The organism is Diaphorobacter sp. B2A2W2 (assembly GCF_056730635.1).
Map to the genome: position 1 here is coordinate 54,516 of NZ_JBWZOR010000012.1, position 21,403 is coordinate 75,918.

The 21,403-nt window shown below is 70.8% G+C and carries 20 protein-coding genes; 11 read left to right on the plus strand and 9 right to left on the minus strand.

From position 1 onward, the window contains the following. The first annotated feature begins 32 nt into the window (after positions 1 to 32). From AC1PPL_RS17055 to AC1PPL_RS17070, 4 genes are all read left to right on the plus strand, one after another. On the plus strand, positions 33 to 2,183 hold the full coding sequence (locus AC1PPL_RS17055; RefSeq protein ID WP_479973743.1) for a TonB-dependent receptor: 2,151 nt from the start codon (positions 33 to 35) through the stop codon (positions 2,181 to 2,183). 69 nt (positions 2,184 to 2,252) lie between these two features. Further along, on the plus strand, positions 2,253 to 2,525 hold the full coding sequence (locus AC1PPL_RS17060) for a hypothetical protein (RefSeq protein ID WP_479973744.1): 273 nt from the start codon (positions 2,253 to 2,255) through the stop codon (positions 2,523 to 2,525). Beyond that, positions 2,506 to 2,805: a hypothetical protein gene (locus tag AC1PPL_RS17065; RefSeq protein ID WP_312791909.1), complete on the plus strand. Its 300-nt coding sequence runs from the start codon at positions 2,506 to 2,508 to the stop codon at positions 2,803 to 2,805. The genes AC1PPL_RS17060 and AC1PPL_RS17065 overlap by 20 nt, the downstream gene beginning before the upstream one ends. After that, positions 2,802 to 4,460: a PepSY-associated TM helix domain-containing protein gene (locus tag AC1PPL_RS17070; RefSeq protein ID WP_479973745.1), complete on the plus strand. Its 1,659-nt coding sequence runs from the start codon at positions 2,802 to 2,804 to the stop codon at positions 4,458 to 4,460. Before AC1PPL_RS17065 ends, AC1PPL_RS17070 begins: the two co-directional genes overlap by 4 nt. A gap of 397 nt (positions 4,461 to 4,857) precedes the next feature. Here the strand turns inward: AC1PPL_RS17070 and AC1PPL_RS17075 are convergent, their stop codons facing one another. From AC1PPL_RS17075 to AC1PPL_RS17095, 5 genes are all read right to left on the minus strand, one after another. Further along, positions 4,858 to 6,522 (minus strand): fibronectin type III domain-containing protein, encoded by a 1,665-nt coding sequence (locus AC1PPL_RS17075; RefSeq protein ID WP_479973746.1) that lies wholly within the window; start codon positions 6,520 to 6,522, stop codon positions 4,858 to 4,860. 282 nt (positions 6,523 to 6,804) lie between these two features. Then, positions 6,805 to 7,680: a M48 family metallopeptidase gene (locus AC1PPL_RS17080; protein WP_454536382.1), complete on the minus strand. Its 876-nt coding sequence runs from the start codon at positions 7,678 to 7,680 to the stop codon at positions 6,805 to 6,807. An 84-nt stretch (positions 7,681 to 7,764) separates the two neighbouring features. Next, positions 7,765 to 8,100: a hypothetical protein gene (locus AC1PPL_RS17085; protein WP_012655318.1), complete on the minus strand. Its 336-nt coding sequence runs from the start codon at positions 8,098 to 8,100 to the stop codon at positions 7,765 to 7,767. Between the two features lie 116 nt (positions 8,101 to 8,216). Beyond that, the gene (locus AC1PPL_RS17090; RefSeq protein WP_123675298.1) at positions 8,217 to 9,122 is read right to left on the minus strand and encodes a DMT family transporter; all 906 of its coding nucleotides are present in this window, start codon (positions 9,120 to 9,122) and stop codon (positions 8,217 to 8,219) included. A gap of 98 nt (positions 9,123 to 9,220) precedes the next feature. After that, positions 9,221 to 9,922: a helix-turn-helix domain-containing protein gene (locus AC1PPL_RS17095; RefSeq protein WP_479973747.1), complete on the minus strand. Its 702-nt coding sequence runs from the start codon at positions 9,920 to 9,922 to the stop codon at positions 9,221 to 9,223. 61 nt (positions 9,923 to 9,983) lie between these two features. Here AC1PPL_RS17095 and AC1PPL_RS17100 point away from each other — a divergent pair, with 61 nt between their 5' ends. From AC1PPL_RS17100 to AC1PPL_RS17120, 5 genes are all read left to right on the plus strand, one after another. After that, positions 9,984 to 11,318 (plus strand): AmpG family muropeptide MFS transporter, encoded by a 1,335-nt coding sequence (locus AC1PPL_RS17100; protein WP_479973748.1) that lies wholly within the window; start codon positions 9,984 to 9,986, stop codon positions 11,316 to 11,318. Between the two features lie 120 nt (positions 11,319 to 11,438). Next, positions 11,439 to 12,155 (plus strand): response regulator transcription factor, encoded by a 717-nt coding sequence (locus AC1PPL_RS17105; RefSeq protein WP_047350236.1) that lies wholly within the window; start codon positions 11,439 to 11,441, stop codon positions 12,153 to 12,155. Between the two features lie 28 nt (positions 12,156 to 12,183). Further along, positions 12,184 to 13,410, plus strand: coding sequence for an ATP-binding protein (locus AC1PPL_RS17110; protein WP_088887875.1), 1,227 nt, complete (start codon positions 12,184 to 12,186; stop codon positions 13,408 to 13,410). Between the two features lie 84 nt (positions 13,411 to 13,494). Continuing rightward, complete coding sequence (locus AC1PPL_RS17115; RefSeq protein WP_479973749.1) at positions 13,495 to 14,058, plus strand: redoxin domain-containing protein; 564 nt, start codon at positions 13,495 to 13,497, stop codon at positions 14,056 to 14,058. Next, positions 14,055 to 14,783, plus strand: coding sequence for an MOSC domain-containing protein (locus AC1PPL_RS17120; protein WP_479973750.1), 729 nt, complete (start codon positions 14,055 to 14,057; stop codon positions 14,781 to 14,783). The genes AC1PPL_RS17115 and AC1PPL_RS17120 overlap by 4 nt, the downstream gene beginning before the upstream one ends. A 7-nt stretch (positions 14,784 to 14,790) precedes the next feature. Here the strand turns inward: AC1PPL_RS17120 and AC1PPL_RS17125 are convergent, their stop codons facing one another. Beyond that, positions 14,791 to 16,059: a YbfB/YjiJ family MFS transporter gene (locus tag AC1PPL_RS17125; RefSeq protein WP_479973751.1), complete on the minus strand. Its 1,269-nt coding sequence runs from the start codon at positions 16,057 to 16,059 to the stop codon at positions 14,791 to 14,793. 79 nt (positions 16,060 to 16,138) lie between these two features. On the opposite strand from AC1PPL_RS17125, the gene AC1PPL_RS17130 reads away from it, so the two are divergent. Then, positions 16,139 to 17,032: a LysR family transcriptional regulator gene (locus AC1PPL_RS17130; protein ID WP_479973752.1), complete on the plus strand. Its 894-nt coding sequence runs from the start codon at positions 16,139 to 16,141 to the stop codon at positions 17,030 to 17,032. 13 nt (positions 17,033 to 17,045) lie between these two features. After that, entirely contained in the window at positions 17,046 to 18,110 is a 1,065-nt protein-coding gene (locus tag AC1PPL_RS17135; protein ID WP_479973753.1) for an NAD(P)H-dependent flavin oxidoreductase, read from the plus strand. 68 nt (positions 18,111 to 18,178) lie between these two features. On the opposite strand, the gene AC1PPL_RS17140 is transcribed toward AC1PPL_RS17135, so the two are convergent. The 3 genes from AC1PPL_RS17140 to AC1PPL_RS17150 are packed head-to-tail and all read right to left on the minus strand — an operon-like array spanning position 18,179 to position 21,402. Then, a complete protein-coding gene (locus AC1PPL_RS17140) occupies positions 18,179 to 19,165 on the minus strand; it encodes a glycosyltransferase family 32 protein (RefSeq protein ID WP_479973754.1) in 987 nt (328 codons plus the stop codon). 3 nt (positions 19,166 to 19,168) lie between these two features. Next, positions 19,169 to 20,248, minus strand: coding sequence for a glycosyltransferase family 2 protein (locus AC1PPL_RS17145; RefSeq protein WP_479973755.1), 1,080 nt, complete (start codon positions 20,246 to 20,248; stop codon positions 19,169 to 19,171). Continuing rightward, positions 20,245 to 21,402, minus strand: a complete 1,158-nt coding sequence (locus AC1PPL_RS17150; protein ID WP_479973756.1) for a glycosyltransferase — start codon at positions 21,400 to 21,402, stop codon at positions 20,245 to 20,247. The genes AC1PPL_RS17145 and AC1PPL_RS17150 overlap by 4 nt, the downstream gene beginning before the upstream one ends. Position 21,403 lies beyond the last annotated feature (1 nt).

A 21,403-nucleotide genomic window follows, 5' to 3' on the forward strand; every position in this document is an offset into this window, starting at 1 on the left:
GACATCGTTTTTTTGTGCTTGAGGATAGAACCATGCAGAACCCTTCGATCCGCCAACCGCGGCTCCATTCCATCGCGCTGGCGCTGCTGGCAACCGGGGCCGGCTCGGCGGCCCTGGCCCAGACGGCAGCGCCCGCCGCAGGTGAGGCCGCCGCCCTGCCGCAAGTCACCGTGCGCAGCAAATACGAGCGCGAGGACCTGCCCGTGCGTGCGCCCGGCCACAAGGCCGCCTCGGGCGCGCGCCTGGGCATCCTGGGGGCCACCTCCATCATGGAGGCGCCCGTGCACGTCAACGCCTACACCCGCGAACTCGCCGAGGACTGGTCGGCCCTCACGCTGCAGGACGTGCTGGAGAACGACGCGGCCGTGGTCTTCACCACCAACAAGAACCACATGCTGCAGAACTTCAACCTGCGCGGCCTGGACATGAACGCGATGGACATCGCCACCAATGGCCTGTACGGCATCGCGCCGTCCAACTCGGTGCCGATCGAAATGTTCGAGCGCGTGGAGGTGCTGCGCGGGCCGAACGTGCTGCTCTCCGGCATGCCGCCCCTGTCCAGCGTGGCAGGCACCGTGAACATGGTGACCAAGCGTGCGCTGGCCCAACCCATTGCGGACCTGACGCTGACTTATGGCACGCACTCCTACTTCCAGGCCCACGCCGACGTGGGCAAACGCTTCGGTGATGAAAAGCGCCTGGGCGTGCGCTTCAATGGTGTTTACGGCGATGGCGAGATGGGCGCCAAGGACGAGAGCCAGACCCGCCGCGTCGGCGCGCTGGGACTGGACTACCTGGGCGACCGCTCCCGCTTCTCGCTGGACCTGTACAACAGCGTCAACAAGATCGACAACGGCAGCCCCGGCATCTTCAACTTCCTGGGCAATGCGTCCATCCGCGGCGTCGGCTACCTGCTGGAGGCACCCTCGGGTGACACCAACATGTTCCGTGGCACCCATGGCAAGTACGACAACAGCGGCGCGCTGGCCCGCGCGGAGTTCGACTTCACACAGGACTGGCAGGGTTACTTCGCGCTGGGCGGCTCCGAAGCCGAGGGCAAGGGCTTGCTGTTCGGCACCCGCGCCTTCGTCACCGGCGCGGACGGCACCACCCGCGGCGCGATCTACCACGTGCACACCCAGTCCGAGCGCCGCACGGCCGAGGCCGGGGTGATCGGCAAGTTCGAGACGGGCGCTGTCCGCCACCGCTTGCAGTTGTCTGCCAATCTCCTCAAGCACAAGGAAGGGAGCGTGAACACGGCCTGCAACTACTGCTACACCACGAACATGTACGAGCCGGTGGTCCCCAACTTCCCGGCGGCGCCGGTGTGGAAGGGCTACACCACCGAGACCGAGTTCCGCTCGCTGGCCGTGGCCGACACCCTCGCCTTCGCCGGCGAGAAGCTGCTGCTGACCGTGGGCGGGCGCCACCAGACGGTGAAGACGCCGCTGGTGAACGGCGTGGCCAGCGACTACAGCAAGAGCCGCTTCTCGCCCATGGTGGCCGCCGTCGTGCGCCCCTGGGGTGACGATATTGCCCTGTTCGGCAACTACACCGAGGGGCTGGAGCCCGGCCAGACCGTGGGCGTGGGCTATGCCAACGCGGGCGAATCGCTCGCCCCCCGCGTCACCAAGCAGGCGGAGCTCGGCGTGAAGCTGCAAACGGGTGCGCTGACGCACACCTTTAGCGCCTACCAGATCAAGCGCCCCTCGTTCACCGGCGTTGCCCCCGCCGCCCTGGTGGAGGACGGCGAGCAGCGCCTGCGCGGTCTGGAGTGGAGCCTGTACGGCATGCTGGCCGAGAACCTGTCGCTGCTGGGCGGTATCACGCGCATCGAGTCCGAGCAGCGCAACACCGGCCGGGAAACCTTTGGCGTGCCGGAATGGCGGCTGCGCATCGGCGCCGACTGGCAGACCCCTGTGCAGGGCCTGAAGGTGGGGGGCCGCGTGATCCACACCGGCTCACAATGGGCCGACTCCGGCAACCGCATCCGCGTACCGTCGTGGAACCGCCTGGACCTGAACGCCAGCTACGCCGCCACTTTCGGCGCCACCCCCGTGCGCTTCAACGCCAGCGTGGAGAACGTGACCGACAAGAACTACTGGATCGGCACGTTCGGCGATGGCTTCGTGATGCCTGGCGCACCACGCACCTTCAAGGTGTCCGCAACGGTCTCGTTCTGACGAGGCTCAGCGCGCCCCGCCGGCCGCATGCATGCGGCCGGGACCGCTGCCCAATGCCCGACGCACGCCATGCCCGTCTTCACCCTCCTCGGCCTGGCCACCAGCACGCTGGCCTGCCTGTGCCTCTACGCGGCCTCGCCCCACCAGCGCCTGTGGGCGGCGCCCTGGCCTCGCCGCCCCGCACGCATCGCGGCCGCGGCGCTGCTGCTGCTCGCCTGGCTGGCGCTGGTGCAGGACCTGCACCGCCTGGCCGCCGCCTTCGTCCTGGGCACCACGCTGATGCTGGCGCTCGCCGTACTGCCCTATGCAGGAGCACTGATCCATGCCCGCCGCACGCCATGACCCCATCCGGCCCGACTGGGTCTCCAAAACCCTGGCCGGCTTGGTGCTGGGCCTTTGCCTGGCCCTTATCGCCTCAGCCCTGCTGATGACGCAACTGCGCGGCATGCCGCTTGCGTTGGGCGGGCAGCTCGCCATGTGGCTGGTGCCCCCGGTGTGGCTGGGCGTGCTGTCCGGCGTGTATTTCTTCAGAAGCGGCCGGCACGCCTGGGCCTGGCTGCTGGGCGCCAATGCCGTGGGCCTGGGCCTGTGGTGGCTGCTGTGGCAAGGGGGCGCGGCATGAGGGCCGACCACGTTCGCATCTACAAGTCCGTTCATACCTGGACGGGCATCCTGAGCGGCCTGGCGCTGTTCATCGCGTTCTACGCCGGGGCGCTCACGGTGTTCAAGGAGCCCTTGCGCCAATGGTCCACGCCGCCCGCGGCCGGCATGCAGCCCGTGCCGATGGACGAGGCACAGCCGCTCATCGCGCAAACCCTGGCCACCGTGCCCCCCTCCGTGCGCGCCACGGTGCTCTCGCTGCGGGGCGATGGCGCTATTCCGCGCCTGGAATGGCAGGTACGCGCGCCCGGCGCCGACGACCACGACGAGGGCGCCGCCCGCCACTACTCCGCCACGCTGGGCGCGGACGGCAGCTTGCAGGTGCGCGAACAACCACCATCACGGCTGGTGGAGTTCATCGACGTGCTGCACCGCGTCGTCGGACTGCCCGTGGATTCGGACCCGAACCGCTGGGTCATGGGGGCGGTCTCGGCGCTGTACTTCGTGGCGCTGGTCTCCGGCGTCGTGGTGCTGCTGCCCTCGCTGGCCAAGGATTTCTTCGCACTGCGCGTGGGCAAGAACACCAAGCGCATGTGGCTGGACGCGCACAACGTGGTGGGCATCGTCAGCCTGCCGTTTCACATGGTCATGGCACTGAGCGCCGTGGTGTTCGCCTACCATGACCAGATCTATGCCCTGCAGGACAGGCTGCTGCACCAGGGCCAGTGGTCGCAGTCCTCCGCCAGGCCCCCGGCACCGCCCGGCGCCGCGTCCGCGCGCGACCCCGCCGACATGCTCCTGCCATCGCAGCTCGTGCGTATCGCCAGGCAAGCGGCGCCGGGCTTCGAGCCCACCGCCCTGCACTACGCGCAAGTGACGGGCCCGCGGCCCCTGGTGCGTGTGTGGGGCAAACACCCCCAGGACATCGCGCCGCGCGCCATGGGCGGGTTTGCCGCGATCGATCCGTACAGCGGCAAGCTCCTGTCGGCCGACTACCTCCCAGGCGCGCAGAGTACGCCCAACCTGCTCATCAGCAGCTTCTTCGCGCTGCACATGGCCTCGTTCGGTGGCACGGCCGTGCTGTGGCTGTACTTCCTGCTGGGGCTGGCGGGCGCATGGCTGTTCTACAGCGGCAATCTGCTGTGGGTCGAGACACGGCGCAAGGCGCAACGCAAGGGCATGGGCGCAAGCGGCGCCCCACCCGTGCAGCGGCGCGACACGGCCCTGATGGCCGCCGCGACGGTGGGCGTGTGCATTGGCTGCGTGGCCGGCCTGTCGCTGACCTTGGCCGCAGCCAAGTGGCTGCCTGGGCGCGTGCAGGACATGGCCGCCTGGCACGTGGGCGTCTACTACGCGGTGTTTTTCGCCAGCGTGGCCTGGGCCTTCATTCGTGGCGCGGCGCGCGCGGCCGCGCCGCTGCTGTGGCTGGCAGTGGCCTGCACGCTGGCCATCCCCGCCTCCAGCCTGCTGGGCTGGTTGGCACCCAGCGCCGGCGCCTGGGTGGACGGCGCGCTGCTGGGCGTGGACATCACCGCGCTCGCGGGGGCGCTGGCACTGGCGTGGATGGCGCGCGCCACGGCACGGCGCGTGCGCAGCGGCCCCCTGGACAGCGTCTGGTCGGCCCCTGCGGTGTCGCAAGAGTCCGATAAAAATTCGGCTCCAGCGCTTACTCTGTGAGCGCAAGCAGCTATTCTTTAAATAGCACCTCAGAAACCTGCACCGCGTGGGCTACCTGCCGCAGGCGCTGCCCCAGGCGACCTGACCAGCGCCAGAGGATCGACCTGGCACGGGTGCTAGTGCGCGCGCGTGGAGCGCCGCTCCCAGGGCCGCCAACGTGCTGGCCGCCGAGGCATCCTCCCGCGCCCCATGATCCATGCCCAAAAACCAGGTCGCCACGCCCGGGGCCTGCACCGATGAGAACCTGGCGCGCGCTTCGCCATCGACGAGCGCGCGAAGCTGTGCTCGCACATGAACCCGCTGGCGGTGCCATGGAAGGCATGCGCAAGATTCGGCGTCATCGCTTGTCCATCAAGCCCCAAAAGCTATATTTCACATAGCAAATTGATATGCCGTGTCAGCCGCGGCGGCGCGCCCCCTTGCGGCCCAGGCCGGCCAGCGCCGCGGCTGCCAACGCCGTCAACGCCACCCCGACGGGCGACAGTCCAGGGACAGGCACGGGACTGGAGCCGATCACGGCCACCGGCGTGATTGCAGCGGAAACCGACGACACGGGGCCGCTCCCGTTGGGGTGCTGCGCCTGCACCGTGAAGGTGTATGGCGTGCCGTTCGCCAACCCGGTGACCGTGCAACGAGTGGCAGGCGCGGCGACGCTGCAGCCTGCGCCGCCGGGACTGGCGGTGACGGTGTAGCCATCCGGCGGGTTGCCGCCGGTGTTGGCCGGCGGCGCCCAGGTCACCGTCACCTGCGCACTGCCGGCTGTGCCGACGGGCGTGCCTGGCGGGTCCGTCAAACGCACCAGCGTCGCGTTCGAGGGGATGCCGTCCACCACGATGCGCGCCAGGTACAACGCCGCGGGAAGGGTTCCCAAGGGCGGCGACGTGAAAGTGGTGCCCGTGTGGCTCGCCGCGGGCCACCACATGAGCGCGCTGTTGTCCGCGCGCTGCAACTGCAGTATCGGCGTGCTCGCCCCCCCGCCGCCCGTGAAGCCCATCCCCGTGAGGCTGAGCGCGGCGCCCGCGCGCTGCAGGAGCGGCAAAGCGTTGACGACCGGCTGAGGACCCGCGGGGAGCTCCGGCGTATACCGTTCAACCTCCGCGTAAAACGTAAGGCTGGGGTTGGAGGAGAACCCGCCGGCGACCAGGACATCGCCATCGGGCAAGAGGTGGGCCGTACCGTTCTCCCGCCCGATGTGCATTACGCTATCGGCCGCCCAAGATCCGGTTGCGGGGTCATACAGTTCTGCGACCGGTTGGGTGTTTCTCGCGCCATCGGCCCCGCCCGCGATCAGTACCCGGCCCGTGGGGAGCAGGGTGGCCTGTGCCATTGGCGATCCCACCATCCCATTGCGCGGAAAGTTCAGCGCTCCCGTGGCCGTCCAGGTATTGGACACCGGGTCGTAGAGTTCCGCGTGGGTCGTCACACCTGTGGCGGTGAAGCCACCCGCAAGTAGCGCCCGCCCATCGGGCAGGGGCGTCAGGCTGGCGTAGTGGCGAGGCAGGAGCGGGGGCGCTACCAGGGACCAGGTGCCGGTAGCGGGGTCATAGATTTCCGCCCCGGGGACCTCACCACCAATATCGAAACCCGAAACCACCAGCACGCGGCCACTGCCCAGCAGCACCGCCGCGTGTGCCCGGCGGGCCTGCGCCATGCTGCCGGTCACCGTCCAGCTGCGGGTCTGCGGGTCGAACAGCTCGGCCGAGGCCTGGGAGCCGCCTGCACTCCCCCCGCCCGCCACCAGCACCTTGCCGTCGGGCAGCAGTGTCATGGAGGGCAGCGCGCGTACCACCGACTGGGCTCCCCCGTCGAGCCAGGTGTTCGCCACAGGGTCGTAGAGGCGCGCCTGCAAAGAGCCATCGGTGCGCACCAGGACCTGGCCGGTGCCCAGGGTCACCGCCTCCGCCACATTGCCCGTGATGCCACTGGCGCCGATAGACGACCACGCACCGCCTGCATAGCGTTCCGAACCAGTAATGAAGCCCAGCCTGTTGACACCACCCAAGACAGCGACAGAGCCATCGTCGAGCAGCACGCCCGCATGCTGCCCTCTCGCCGAGCCCATGGAGGTGTCGAAATTCCAGACTCCGGCAGCACTCGCCGACGTGTGTCCTAGCAAGATGGCGAGGGCCAGACCCACGGGCCTGGCAAGGCGTTGGAGAGGCGTGACCGGGGCAATCGCGTATGTCAGGGGCATGTGGTCGTCCGCGTAGCTCTGATAAAAAGAGCGAAGACTACACAGCCAACATGGTTTTGTCTGCTTTTTTCTGCGGATACCGTCCGCACATTCCGCGTCGCAAGGCCGCCGCCTCCGTGGGGGAGGCGCCACTCTAACGCGCTCGGGCGGCTAGCGCGAGCGCGCCTGCTGGTACAGGCCCTGCACCTTGGGCACGTTCTGCTCCAGCTCGCGGATGCGGTCGGGCCCCGACGGGTGGGTGGACAGGAACGCGATGCCACCGTTGCCCGTCGCCTCGCCCATCTTGCGCCACAGGCTCACGGCGGCCTGGGGGTTGTAGCCCGCGCGGGCGGCCAGCTCCAGGCCGACCAGGTCCGCGTCGGTCTCGTCGGAGCGGCTGAATTTGAGCGTGAGCAGCTGCGTCCCCAGGTTGGCGGCTGCATTGCCCAGGTCGCCCAGGCCCAGCAGCTGCGCGCCCAGCGACAGGCCGATGCTGGTGGCTTGGCTCTTGGCCACGCGCGAGCGCGCATGCTCGCGCAGCGCGTGGGCCATCTCATGGCCCATGACCATGGCGATCTCGTCGTCGGTCAACTTGAGCTGGTCCAGGATGCCCGTGTAGAACGCGATCTTGCCGCCGGGCATGCAGAAGGCGTTGATCTGCTTGCTGCCGATCAGGTTGACCTCCCAGCGCCACTGCGCGGCGCGGCTGTTCCACTGCGCGGCGTACGGAATGATCTGCCGCGCGATCGCGCGCAGCTTGAGCAGCTGGGGGTGGTTGTCCGGCGCCAGTGCGCGCTTGGCCTTGGCCTGCGCCAGCAACTGGCTGTACTGCTGGACAGCGGAGTCTTCCAGCGTCTCGGCCGGCACCAGCCGGCGCATGCCCGAGGCCGACCCCACCTCCACCTGCGCCGCGACCGGCAGCACGAGCGTGCCAGCCGCCGCCAGCACGAAGGCGCGGCGCGCCTGCCAGGTGCCGCCCCGCGCGGCACAGCAACGGCAGCCCGCATCCACGGGCAACGGGGGCACAGAGACGGTGGGGCTGTTCATGGGCAGCAGTCTAGCGGCGCGCGTCACCGCCTGCATGTAGGCGGGCAGGCACTGCGCCACGATGGCAGCCGGAACATGCGCGGGTCAATCGTCGTTGTCTTCCCATTCGCGGCGCCAGCGCTTGTATGCCTTCTTCTGTTCCTTGTGATGGCGCTTGCGCCACTTCTTCCATTCGTCGTGGTCATCGTCGTCGTCGCGCCAGTGGGGCGCGTACACGGGCTGCGGCACGACCATCACGGGGCGCGGCGCATAGACGGGGCGGGGCACGACGTAGGCGGGCGGCGGCGCCACATACACCGGGGCCGGCTCGGCATAGATGGGGCCTGGAAGGCCGATGCCCACGCTCACGTTCACTTCGGCTTGGGCACAGGCGGCCGCCAGGCCCAGGAGGGCCGCGACCGCGCGCTGGCGATGGTTCATGGGTTGTCCTTTGCGCACCGGCCGACGCGGATGCGCCGGCCCTGGCCTTTCAGGCAACGGCAGCCTGCCCGGCCGGGTTGACCGCCGGCTGTAACCAAACGCCAGCAAGTGCAAGCTCAGGCAGCGGCGGCGCCCGCAGCAGGCCGGGTTGTGCGCAGTTCCGCCCAGATCACCAGCAACAGGCCCGCCAACACCGCCGCCAGCCCGCCATAGGCCATGGCGGAAGGTGACTCGCCCACCACCGCCACGGCCAACGCAAAGGCGGTCACCGGCTCGGCCAGCGCCAGCGTCACGCCGGTGGCGCCGCTGATGTGGCGCAGCGCCGTGCTGAACAGCAGGTAGGCCACGCCCGTGGCCACCAGGCCCAGGTACAGCACGATGCCCAGCGCCCCCGGCGCCACCGTGGGCGCGCCGCCCAGCAGCAACGCCACGGGCAGCGACAGCAGGCCCGCCGTGCCGAACACGGCCAGGTTCACGACGGCCGCGCCGGCCTGCGCCACCAGGCGCTTGTTGGTCAGCGCATACATGGCGTACGCCAGCCCCGCCAGCAGGCACAGGGCGATGCCGGTCCAGGGGGCGCGCACCGTGCTGCCGCCGTCCAGCGCCATGGCCGCGCCGCCCGCCACGCCCAGCAGCGTGCCCAGCCACCATACGGGGGCCGGCAGCCGCCGCTGCGCCACGGTCTGCAGCAGGCCCGCCCAGATCGGGCCGCTACCGATGGCCAGGGCCGTGCCCAGGGCCACGCCGGCGGACTTCACGCCCGCGAAGAAGCTCAGGTTGTACGTGGCCACGCAGGCGCCCGCCAGCAGCACCGGTCCCCAGCGCAGGCCGCCGCCGCGGCGCACGCGCCAGGCGGGCCAGGCCAGCAGGGCGAAGAAGGCGCTGGCGATCACCAGGCGCAAAGCGCCCACCCAGTAGGGCGACAGCCCCGCGGGCGCCAGGCTTTGCGCCGTGCCGGTGGTGCCCCAGAGCATGGCGGCCAGCAGCACCATGGCAATGCTGCGAATCGATGCAGTGTTCATGCCTGCGATGGTGCCCGCACGCCGCAGGGCAACTATCGAGCAACGCGCGTGGTGCCGCGCGCTTTACTTCATTATTGATAGCTGCTTGCGCTGATCCATCAAGCGCTGGAGGCTGTTTTGGCTTGTATTCGCAGCGCCCGCGCCCCCAGGCCCCGCTCGCGCCGCAGCGCATAGGCCAGGGCGCTGGCGCTGGCGTAGCCGCAGCGCAGGGCCGTGGCCTCCAGCGACTGGCCGCGTGCCAGGGTGCGCTCGGCCAGGTCCAGCCGCCGCGCGCGCAGCCACTGCTGGGGCGTGTCGCCCGTCAGTTCCAGCAGCCGCGCGTGAAAGCGCGCCGCGCTCAGGTGGAACAGCCGCGCCATGCGGGCGGTGGGCCAGTCCTCGTGCAGGGCCGCGTCCACGGCGGCACACAGGGCGGCCAGGTCCAGCCCGCGGCGCGCCAGCACGCGCGGGGCCTGCAGCAGCAGCGCCAGGCGCGCGGCCGCGCCACCGGGCTCGGGCACGGTGCGCGCCGCCGCGGGCACGGCGAAGCGGCGCACGCGGTCCACGGCGGCCTGCGCCGGCACGTCGATCACCAGGATGCGCGTGTCCGGGCGGGCCAGGTAGCCATGCTCGGTGCCCGCAGGCACCACCATGCCGCAGGCGGTGTCCACGAAGGCGGCGCGGCCGGCCACCTCCAGCTCCATGCGCCCGTGCAGCGCATACAGCACCTGCGCATGAGCGTGCGCATGGGCCTGGTGCTCGCCACCATAGTGGCGCACCGAAGCGACGGGGTGCAGCAACGCGGATGCGGAACGGGCCATGCTCAAATACTAGGGCAATGCCGCTCTGGCTTTTTCACGACCGCGCCTCTTTTCCGCATCCATGCCGCCTGACGCCCCCGCATCCGCCGCCGCCCGCCGCTCCTGGCGCCAGGCCTGGCTCGTCTACCTGGAGCCCGCGAGCCTGCGCATGCTGGCCCTGGGCTTTTCAGCCGGGCTGCCGCTGCTGCTGGTACTGGGCACGCTGAGCTTTCGGCTGCGCGAGGCGGGCATCGACCGCACGACCATCGGCTACCTCTCGTGGGTAGGGCTGGCCTATGCGTTCAAGTGGGTCTGGTCGCCGCTGGTGGACCGCCTGCCGCTGCCGCTGCTCACGCGCTGGCTGGGGCGGCGGCGCAGCTGGCTGCTGCTGGCGCAAGGTGTGGTGGCCGCGGGCCTCGTCGGTATGGCGCTGGCCGACCCGCGCCAGGGGCTGGACGCCATGGTGTGGTGCGCACTGCTGGTGGCCATTGGCTCGGCCACGCAGGACATTGCGCTGGATGCGTTCCGCATCGAGTCTGCCGACACCGACCACCAGGCCGCGCTGGCCGCCACTTACCAGACGGGCTACCGCCTGGCCATGATCTGGGCCGGCGCGGGCGTGCTGTGGGTGGCTGCACGCGCGGAGGACGCCAGCCTGAGCGGCTACCAGGCCGGCGCCTGGACCACGGCCTACCTCGTCATGGCCGCATCCATGCTGGTGGGCGTGATGACGGTGCTGCTGTCGCCCGAGCCCACGCCGCGCCCACTGCCGCCCGCGCGCAACCTGGGCGAGTGGCTGCATGGCGCGGTGGTGGCGCCGTTTGCCGACTTCATTCGGCGCTACCGTTGGCAGGCGGCGCTGATCCTCGCGCTGATCGCCGTGTACCGCATCAGCGACGTGGTCATGGGCATCATGGCCAACCCGTTCTACGTGGACATGGGCTACACCAAGGACGAGGTGGCCGCCGTGACCAAGGTCTTCGGCGTGGTGATGACGCTGGCCGGCGCCTTCGTGGGCGGCGTGCTGTCCATGCGCCTGGGCGTGATGCGCGTGCTGATGCTGGGCGCGGTGCTCTCGGCGCTGTCCAACCTGCTGTTCGCCTGGCTGGGACAGCGCGGGCACGACCTCACGGGCCTGGTGCTGGTGGTCTCGGCCGACAACCTCGCGGGCGGCATCGCCTCGGCCGCGTTCATCGCCTACCTGTCCAGCCTGACCAACGTGCAGTATTCGGCCACGCAGTACGCGCTGTTCAGCTCCATGATGCTGTTGCTGCCCAAATGGCTCGCGGGCTTCTCGGGCCAGTTCGTGGACGCGCAGGGCTACAGCGCGTTCTTCACAGGCACGGCCCTGCTGGGCCTGCCGGTGCTGCTGCTGGTGGCGCTGGCATCCAAAGCCCAATCAGCCTCCAGCGCTTGATGGACAAGCGCGGGCAGCTATCAAAACGGTACCTACAACGGTTTACCTAACTTTACCCGGCCGACAACCCTGCGAGATGCCGCGCGGGGAACATGGCAGTCCAGAAAGGCCCACCCACCCATGAGTTCGCAACTGCTGATGATCGAAGACGACCACCGCCTGGCGCAGATGGTGGGCGAGTACCTCGGCCAGTCCGGATTGCAGGTCACGCACATGGCCGACGGCGCCAGCGGCCTGGCGCGGCTGCAGGCGCCCGAGGGCGGACAGCTGCCCGACCTGGTGATCCTGGACCTGATGCTGCCCGACATCGACGGCCTGGAGGTGTGCCGGCGCATCCGCGCGCTGCCGGGCGCCGCTGCCCAGGTGCCGGTGCTGATGCTCACGGCCAAGGGCGACCCCATGGACCGCGTGATCGGACTGGAGATCGGCGCCGACGACTACCTGCCCAAGCCCTTCGAGCCGCGCGAGCTGCTGGCGCGCATCCGCGCCATCCTGCGCCGGCGCGAGAGCGGCGCGCAGCCGGCCACGCAAGTGCTGCGCTTCGGCTCGCTGGAGATCGACCGCGACGCACGCACCGTCAGCGTGCACGGCCAGCCGGCGGAGCTGACCTCCTACCAGTTCGACCTGCTGGTGACCATGGCCGAGCGCGCGGGCCGCGTGCTCACGCGCGACCAGATCATGGAGGCCGTGCGCGGGCGCGAGCTGGAGGCGTTCGACCGCTCCATCGACGTGCACATGGGCCGCATCCGCGCGGCCATCGAGGCCGACCCCAAGAACCCGCGCCGCATCCTCACCGTGCGCGGCGTGGGCTATGTCTTCGCCAAGCAGCAGGACTGACCTGCCCCGTTTGAAAAGCCCCGCACGCATGTCCCTCATCAGCCCCTTCTCCCGCCGCCTGTACCTGCGCATCTGGCTGGCCGTGGTCGGGGGCGTGCTGGTGTTCGCCTTCGCCGTGGGCATGGCCTGGCGCTGGGCGGCCGAGCAGAACCAGCAGCAGCCGCCCTCGCGCGAGATCCGCATCACGGACGCCGCGGGCCGCACGCTGGTGGATGGCGTGGGCCTGCGCCAGCGGCGCGACCCCAGCGAAGGCGTGCTCTACCGCATCGAGAGCGCCACAGGCGAGGTGTTCGAGATGCACCTGTCTCCGCGCCCGCCCCGCCCGCGCCCCGACGAGCGCGGTCCCGCCGCGTGGTTCCGCCCGCCCTTCGGCTTTCTGTGGATGCTCGCGCTGGTGGGCATTGCCGTGACCGTGGGGGTGTTCCCCATCATCCGGCGGCTGCTGCAGCGGCTGGAGCAGCTGCAGCGCAGCGTACAGCGCTTCGGCGAGGGCGACTTGTCGGTGCGCGTGGCCGAGCAGGGCCATGACGAGGTGGCGGCGCTGGCGCGCCAGTTCAACGCCGCCGCCGCGCGCATCGAGACGCTGGTGCAGTCGCACAAATCGCTGCTGGCGAATGCCTCGCACGAGTTGCGCTCGCCGCTCACGCGCATCCGCATGGGGCTGGAGCTGATGCAGGGCGGCACGCCCTCCCCTGCATTCCGCGCCGAGATTGAACGCAACATCGCCGAACTGGACCAGTTGGTGGACGAGATCCTGCTGGCCAGCCGCCTGGATTCCGGCGCCGCCGATGTGGGCACGGTCGAGCCCGTGGACTTGGTGGGCCTGGCCGTGGAGGAATGCGTGCGCGTGGACGCCGAACTGCACGTGGGGTCCGGCGATGGTGCAGACGCCATGACGGCCCCCGTCGAAGTGCCGGGCGTGTCCAAGCTGCTGCGCCGCGCCGTGCGCAACCTGCTGGAGAACGCGCGGCGCTACAGCCAGGGCGAGATCACCCTCACCCTCACGCGCGAAGGGCACGACGCCGTGCTGCGCGTGTGCGACCACGGCCCGGGCGTGCCGCCCGCGCAGCGCGAACGCATCTTCGAGCCCTTCTACCGCCTGCCGGGCGCCAGCGAACGCTCGGGCGGTGTGGGCCTGGGCCTGGCGCTGGTGCGCTCCATCGCGGCGCGCCATGGCGGCAGCGTGGTGTGCGAGGACCGGCCCGATGGCGCGGCAGGCGCCTGCTTCACGCTGCGCCTGCCGGTCACACGCTGAGCGTCGGCGCACACGCCCTTGCCTCAGCAGGCACATTCGCCCATGTTGTAGGGTGGCGCTTTTCCCGTTCCGCAAGGCCTGCCCATGACCGCCGCCGCGTCCTTCTTTGCACCTGCGCCGCCGCTGCAGGTGGCGCACTGGTTCAACACCCCCGAGCCGCTCACGCTGGACAGCCTGCGCGGGCGTGTGGTGGTGCTGCACGCTTTTCAGATGCTGTGCCCTGGTTGCGTGGAGCACGGCATCCCGCAGGCGCGGCGCGTGCATGAGGCGTTTGCGTCGGATCAACTCGTCGTGATCGGACTGCACACGGTGTTCGAGCACCACGCCGTGCAGGGCACGACAGAGGCGCTGCAGGCCTTCATCCACGAATACCGGCTGCGCTTTCCCATCGGCCTGGACCAGCCCGATGCGCCGCGCAGCATTCCACGGACCATGCAGAGCCTGTCGCTCAGCGGAACGCCCAGCCTGGTGGTGCTGGACCCGCAAGGCCGCGTGCGCCTGCACCACTTCGGCCATCTGGACGATCTGCGGCTGGGCGCGCTGCTGGGCCGGCTGCTGGCGGAACCCACGCCAGCCGCCCCGGCGACCGTGCCCGCCACGGGCTGCGACGATGGCGGCTGCCCACTGCCCGATCAGCCCCGCCCATGAACACGACCCCCTTGCCTTCCGAACCCATCACCCTGGGCACGCTGCGCACCGTGCTCACCGGCCGCGCGCAACCCTACACCCGCCCCGGCAGCCGCAGCGCCATTGCCAAGCAGGCACGCAGCGGCCCCGTCGCAGTAGGCGCGGAGGGACTGGACGGTGACGAGCAGGGCGACCTGCGCGTGCACGGCGGCCCCGACAAGGCCGTGCACTGCTATGCATGGCCGCAGTACACGCCCTGGCGCGAGGAGCTGGCGGGCCACGCCGCGGCGCAGGCGCTGCTCGCGCAGCCCGGTGCCTTTGGCGAGAACTTCAGCCTGGACGGCGTGCAGGAGGCCCAGGTGTGCATTGCGGACCAGTGGCACATCGGCAGCGCCGTTTTCGAGGTCAGCCAGGGCCGCCAGCCCTGCTGGAAGCTGAACGACCGCTTCCAGGTGCCCGACATGGCGCTGCGCGTGCAACGCAGCCTGCGGGCGGGTTGGTATCTGCGTGTTCTGCAACCCGGGACGGTGCAGGCGGGCGACACCGTCTGGCTGCTCGCGCGGCCGCAGCCTGCGTGGCCCATCGCACGGCTGCTGGAGGTGATCGACCGGCGCGACTGCACACCCGCCACGCTGCGCGAGATCCTCGCTCTGCCGCTGCCGCCGTCATGGCAGCGGCTGTTCCAGCGGCGCCTGGACAGCGGACAGAGCGAGGCCTGGGACGCGCGCCTGCAAGGGCAGCACTGACGGCCTGTCAGGCGCGCTGCGGCCAGCGCCAGGCCGACCAGCCGTACATCGCCGCGCCGGCCACCAGAGCCCCCGCCGCCAGCGCCAGCCCGCGGGCAAAGCCCTGGCCGGCATCGGCGTGCGCGAGCAGCCACGCCACCAGCGGCGGACCCGCGATCTGGCCCAGGCCGTAGACGGCCGTGACCAGGCTCGCAAAGCTGTCGGCAGACTGCGGCCACAGGCGCCGCGCCTCCTGCAGGCCGTAGAAGGTGATGGCCGTGAACGGCAGGCCCACCAGCGCGCTGCTGAGTGCAAAGCCCGCCGGCGTGGGCCAGAGCAGCCCCAGCACGATGCCCAGCGCCTGCAGCGCATACGCCGCCAGCAGCAGCCAGCGCCGGTCCCAGGCGCTGGGCGCGCGCGTGCTGAGCGCCGCGCCTACGGCCACCCCCGCGCCGAACATCGGCCAGAACAGGTCGGGCCAAGGCGAGCCAGGCGGTAACGCGGCACGCGCGATCACGGGCAGGAAGGTGGCGGTCACGATGTAGCCCAGCCCCGCCAGGCCGTACGCTACGGCGTGCACGCCGCGCGCCACCAGGGTGCCGGCGTTTCCCCCCTGCGCGGCCGCACGGGGCTGGGCACCGGGGTCGGCCTTGACCGCGCGGCCGCGCACCACGGGCCACACGCCCACGCACAGCAGCACCGAGAGCACCCCGAACACCACCCAGCCCGAGGCCGCACGCCACTGCGCCGCCACCATCGCGCTGGCGGCCAGCCCCGTGAGCACGATGCCCACGCCCGGCCCGCAGAAGATCAGCCCGCCCATGGCCGGGCGGCCCAGCACCGCCAGGCGCACCATGCACCAGGCCGCCACGTTCAGCAGCACGAAGGCGCTGGCGGCCCCGGCCGCAAAGCGCAGCGCCGGCCACGCGGCGGCCACGGGCAGCGCCATCGCCAGCGTGAGCAGCACCGTGGCCACCAGCCCGGCACGCGCCAGCCGCGCCGGATGCCAGCGCGCATAGAAGCCCGGTGCCACCCAGGGCAGTGCCATGCAGGCCAGCGCCCCCAGCAGGTAACCCACGTAATTGGCCGTGGCCAGCCAGCTGCCCTCGGTGAGGGTCAGCACCCCGTCGTGCAGCATCATGGGCAGCAGCGGGGTGAACGCGAACCGTCCCACGCCCATGGCCACCGCCAGCGCCAGCATGCCGGCCAGGGCCACGGCATGGGGCCGCTCGCTCCAGTGCAGGGCGGGCCCGCGGGGCGCGGGCACATCAATCGACGGGGTGGCTTGTGGTTCCATGGCGCGGTCTCCGGCGGTATGATCGCCATCAATCTTTTTTTAAGATGATTTTTTGACAAATCATCTCACAAACATATCCATGGACCTGGTCGCACTGGAGATTTTTCGCACGGTGGCCCATGAGGGCAGCGTGACGCGGGCGGCCGAGCGGCTGGGCCGCGCCCAGTCCAACGTGACCACGCGCGTGCAGCAGCTGGAGGAGCAACTGGGCGCCGCCCTGTTCCTGCGCGAGGGGCGGCGCATGGTGCTAACGCCCGCAGGCGCCACGCTGCAAGGTTATGCCGAGCGCCTGCTGGCGCTGGCCGAGGAGGCGCGGCAGGCCCTGCACCCGGGCTCCCCCGCCGGCCACCTGCGCATCGGCGCCATGGAAAGCACGGCCGCCGCGCGCCTGCCCGCGCCCCTGGCGCAACTGCATGCGCGCTGGCCCGCGCTGGTGCTGGAGTTGCGCACCGCCCCGTCGCGCCAACTCGTGGAGCAGGTGCTGGCCCACGAACTCGACTGCGCCCTGGTGGCCTGGCCGCCGCCGGGCCTGGACGAGGAGGCCCCGGTGCAGCGCACGCCCGTCTGGACGGAATCGCTGCTGCTGGCCCTGCCGGCCAGCCACCCGCCCGTCGAAACACCTGCCGACCTGCGCGTGCACACCCTGGCCGCGTTTGCGCACGGCTGCACCTACCGCCGCATCGGCGAAGACTGGATGCGCCAGGCCACGGGCCAGGCGCCGCAGGTGCTGGAGCTCGCGTCCTACCCGGCCATCCTGGCCTGCGTGGCCGGGGGCCGTTGCGCCGGCGTGGTGCCTGAGGCGGTGGTCGATCTGCTGCACACACCGCCAGCGCTGCGCTGGGTGCCGCTGGGCCCCTGCGACACGGTGCTGGTGCACCGCACGGGCTACGCCACGCCCGCGCTGGCAGCGCTGCAAGCAGCGCTGCACGGCGCCCAGGACACCCCCTCTGTCCTCGCCCCCGATTCTTCTTAGCGGAGCTGACCCCATGAATGCCTTGCTGCAACGCCTGCAGATCGACCTGCCCCTCTTCCAGGGGCCCATGACGGGTTCGGACACGCCCCAGTTGGCCGCCGCCGTCTCCCAGGCCGGCGGCCTGGGCTTTCTGGGCTGCGGCATGCGGTCGCCTCAGGCCATGCGCGAGGCCGCTGCCGCCGTGCGTGCGGCCACCGCCAAGCCCTTCGGCATGAACCTGTTCGTGCTGGAGCAGCCCACGCCCGATGCGGCCACGGTGCAGGCGGCCATCGACCGACTGGCGCCGCTGTACGCCGACCTGGGCCTGCCCCCGCCAGAGGCGCCGGCGCGCTGGTGCGAGGACTTCCACGCCCAGTTCGAGGCGCTGCTGGAGGCCCGCCCCGCCGTGGCCAGCTTCACCTTCGGCATCCTGAGCGCCGCGCAGGTGCGCCGCCTCCAAGACGAGGCTGGCTGCTACGTGATCGGCACCGCCACCACGCTGGCCGAGGCGCAGGCATGGGCCGCCGTGGGTGCGGACGCGGTCGTCGCCAGCGGCATGGAGGCCGGCGGCCACCGCGGCACCTTCCTGGGCGACTTCGAGGCCAGCATGGTCGGCACCCTGGCGCTGGTGCCGCAGTGCGTGGATGCGCTCTCCATCCCGGTGATTGCCGCCGGCGGCATCATGGACGGGCGCGGCATTGCGGCTGCCCAGGCGCTGGGCGCGCAGGGGGTGCAGTTGGGTACGGCCTTCCTCGCCTGCCCCGAGTCCGCCATCGGCCCTGCGCAGCGCGCCGCCATGGCCGACGCACAGGCCACGCACACGCGCGTCACGCGCATCTACTCCGGCCGACCCGCCCGCGGCATCGTCAACACGCTGATGCAGCAACTGGCACCGCACGAGGCCGCCGTGCCCGCCTACCCGGTGCAGAACGCGCTGACCGGCCCGCTGCGCAAGGCCGCCGCCAGCCGGGGACGCGCGGACTACCTGTCCCTGTGGGCCGGCCAGGGCGTTGCCGCCGCGCGCGCGCTGCCGGCACAGCAGCTGGTGGCGCTGCTGGCGCAGGAATGGCAGGCCGCACTGCAGCGCCTGAAGGTTTAAGTCTTTTGGGGCTCTAGCGCTTTACCATCAAGCGCCAGCAGCTATTTAATATATAGCAAAGCAGAGAATTATCGGAGGGCGGCGCGATCCCCATCCAGCCACTGCCCCGCCACGCTGTCCGGCAGGTACAGGCCCTGCGTCAGGTAGTCGTCCAGCCGCCGGCGGTCGGGCGAACGCAGTTTGATCAGCGGCGGCAGCGGCCCGCGCGCATGCATGAACAGCAGCCGCAGCTTGAGCGCGGCGCGGCGCCAGCGGCCTTGCACGTGCAGGAAGTACGGCCCCGACTCCGCCGGGGACAGGCTCAGTCGGTAGCTGCCGCCGCGCAGCAGGATCACCTGCAGCGCCAGGTGCATGGTCAAGTAGGCGGGCATGTCGATGCGCTGCAGCGCCTGCGTGTACAGGCCCTGGGCCTGCAGGTGGGCGATGTACTGCTCGCCGGTGCGGGCGATGACCTCCTGCGTGAATTCACGCTGCAGATCCTCGATGAAGGGGCTGCCGGGCGGCGCGGCCATGAACCAGTTCTCCACCACCGGCCGGTCCGGGACACTGGTGTACTGCTGCAGGTAGTAGCCCACGAAGTCGGCACCCGTGCGCGCCTGCTCCTGCAAAACCCAGTCCAGCGGCTGGGTGAGGATGGTGCTCGCGTCCAGCCAGATGCCGCCGTGGCGGCGCAGCAGCTCCAGGCGGATCCAGTCGGCACGCTTGGCCGCCGATGCGCCGTCGAGTGCAGCAGGGATGGCCGGCAGGTACTGCAGCACGCCACGCTCGTCCAGGATGCGGATCTCGAAATGCGGATGCAGGCGCCGCCAGTGGTCGAAGCAGCGCTGCACCAGCAGCGGCGGTGTGCCGCCCTGCCAGTAGCTCCAGAGAATGCGGGGAATGGCCGTGCGCGCGGCCGGCGCTGCGGCTGCGGTGCCCGTGGCGTGCAGCGTGAACACGGGTGCCGGGGCGGGCTCCAGGTCGCGCGGGCGCAGGCGGTACCAGCGCTTCAGCCAGCCCGCCAGCCACAGTTCGCCCCGGTGCTTCCAGTGGGTGGAGGATGGCGCATGCGACATGGGTCAGCCTTTTGCTTCGACCGCCACGACACCCCAGGCACGGCGCAGCCGCAGAGCGCGTAGCCACCAGCCGCGCCGCACGTAGGCGCTCAGCAAGGCCTGCGCCGACAACGGCGATGCCGCAGCGAAGTCGTCACGCAATCGCTGCGCTGCGACTCGGCGTTCGGCCACGGGCAGATCGGCCCGCTCCAGGAAGCGCGCCGCGCCGGCAAGGTTGCGCGCACTCTGGTGGGCCAGGGCGAAATGCAGCGCCGCGCTGGCAGGCAAGGCCCCTTCGGCCTCGGCCGTGCGCAGCGCCTGGGCAAACGCGCCCAATGCCCGTGACTGATCGAGCGCCTTAGGCAAGGTCATCGTCGCCAGGATGCTGCTGCCGCGCTGGCGGTAGGCCACCCAGGGCTGGGGCATGTAGCAATAGCTGCGCGCGCGCAGCAGGGCCAGCGGCATGGCGGCCATGTCCTCGAAGTAGCGGCCCGCGGGAAAGCGCAGGTCTGCGCCCCACAGCGCGCGCCGTGTGACCTTGGACCAGGCATGCAACTGCCCGGTCATCAACACGCCCGTCAGCAGCGCAGCGCCGTCGCGCTGAAGCCCCCCCGCCGGGCCGGCAAAGGTGGCGCGATGGCCCTCGCCGCGCAGCCGGTGCTTGAGTTGCGTACGCTCGCGCCACACCATGAAGTCGCACAGCACCGCATCCGGGGCATGGCGCTGCACGGTGGCCTGCAAACCGGCCAGCGCGCCGGGCAGCAGCTTGTCGTCGGAGTCCAGAAACCAGAGGTATTCACCGCGGGCGGCGTCGATCATGGTGTTGCGCGCGGCGCTCAGGCCCTGGTTGACCGCGTGGCGCATCAGGGTCAGCCGGCCGGACCAGCGCTGCGCCAATTGCTGCATCAGTGCACGCGAACCATCGGTGGAACAGTCGTCGAGCACCAGCACCTCCACGCCCGCCTCCCCCTCCCCGGCAAGCGGCAGTTGCGCCACCTGCTCCACCACGGAGGCGAGACACGCTTCCAGATAGTCCTGCACGTTGTAGACCGGCACCAGGATGCTGAGCCAGGGCGCAGCCGGCGCGCGCACGGCGCCGCTCACTGAGCAACCTCCAGCCCCCGCAGCAGCAGGTCCTCGTACCGCTTCGTCATGGTCTGCAGGCTGTACAGGTGCCGGGCGTCTTCCTGCGCGGCCTGGGCCATGCGCTGCGCCTCGTCATCGCGCATGAGCAGCCGCTCCAGTGCCTCGGCCAGCGATGCGGGATCGGCATGCGCGGCCAGCAGGCCATTGCGGCCGTCATCGATGATTTCCTGCACGCCCACCACACGGCTGCCCACCACCGCACAGCCTGCGGCCATGCCCTCGATCAGCGACAGCGGCATGCCCTCGTAGTGCGTGGCCAGCACGCAGATGCGGTGGCCCATGAGCAGTCCCGGCACATCGCCGCAATGGCCCAGGAATTCCACCTGCCCGTCCAACCCCAGGGCCGTGCACAGCTTGCGCGCAGCCCGCTGCGCCGCCGCCTTGCCGCCGCCGGCCAGTTTGACGGGCGGCGTGAGGCCGCGATCGCGCAGCAGCGCGACGGCGCGCAGCAGCGTGGCATGGTCCTTCTGGCGCGCAAAGCGCGCGGCCATGACGATGCCCGGCACACGGTCGGCCCAAGCGGGATGGCGCGCCAGCTCATACGACCCCAGCGCGATGCCATTGGGAATGGCCACGGTCTTGGCGGCGGGAAAGCCACGCGCGAGCAGGCTCTGGCGCACGCCTTCGGAGACGCCCACGATGAGGTCGGTGCGCTCAGCCAGCCACAGGGCTTGGCGCAGCCGCCAGGCGGTGTAGCGCTCGCGGGAGTTGTGCTCTACATGCACCAGGTGGGGCACGCCAGCGATCAATCCGGCATAGCGGCCCCATAAATGCTCGCTGAACCCATGGGCCACCAGCACATCGGGTTGGAAACGCCGGCAGAGCGCGACCAGCTGCCAGATGGTGGCCACGTGCGCCCAGCCGGCCACGGTTTCCACAGTTAGCCCCTGGTCCCGCAGGGCCTGCACGCGTTCGTTGCGCGTGTGCCGCTTGCGGCGCAGCACCAGCAAGGCCTCGCAGCGGCCCGAAGCCGCGTGCGCTCGTACCAGATCCACGGCCACCTGCGTGGCGCCGGAAAACCCGCCCGTCACGAAATGCAGCACCCGCGGCCGGCGCACGGCCGGGGTGCCGGCCGCGCCGGGAAGGCCAGGGGCAGACGCCGCAGACACCATG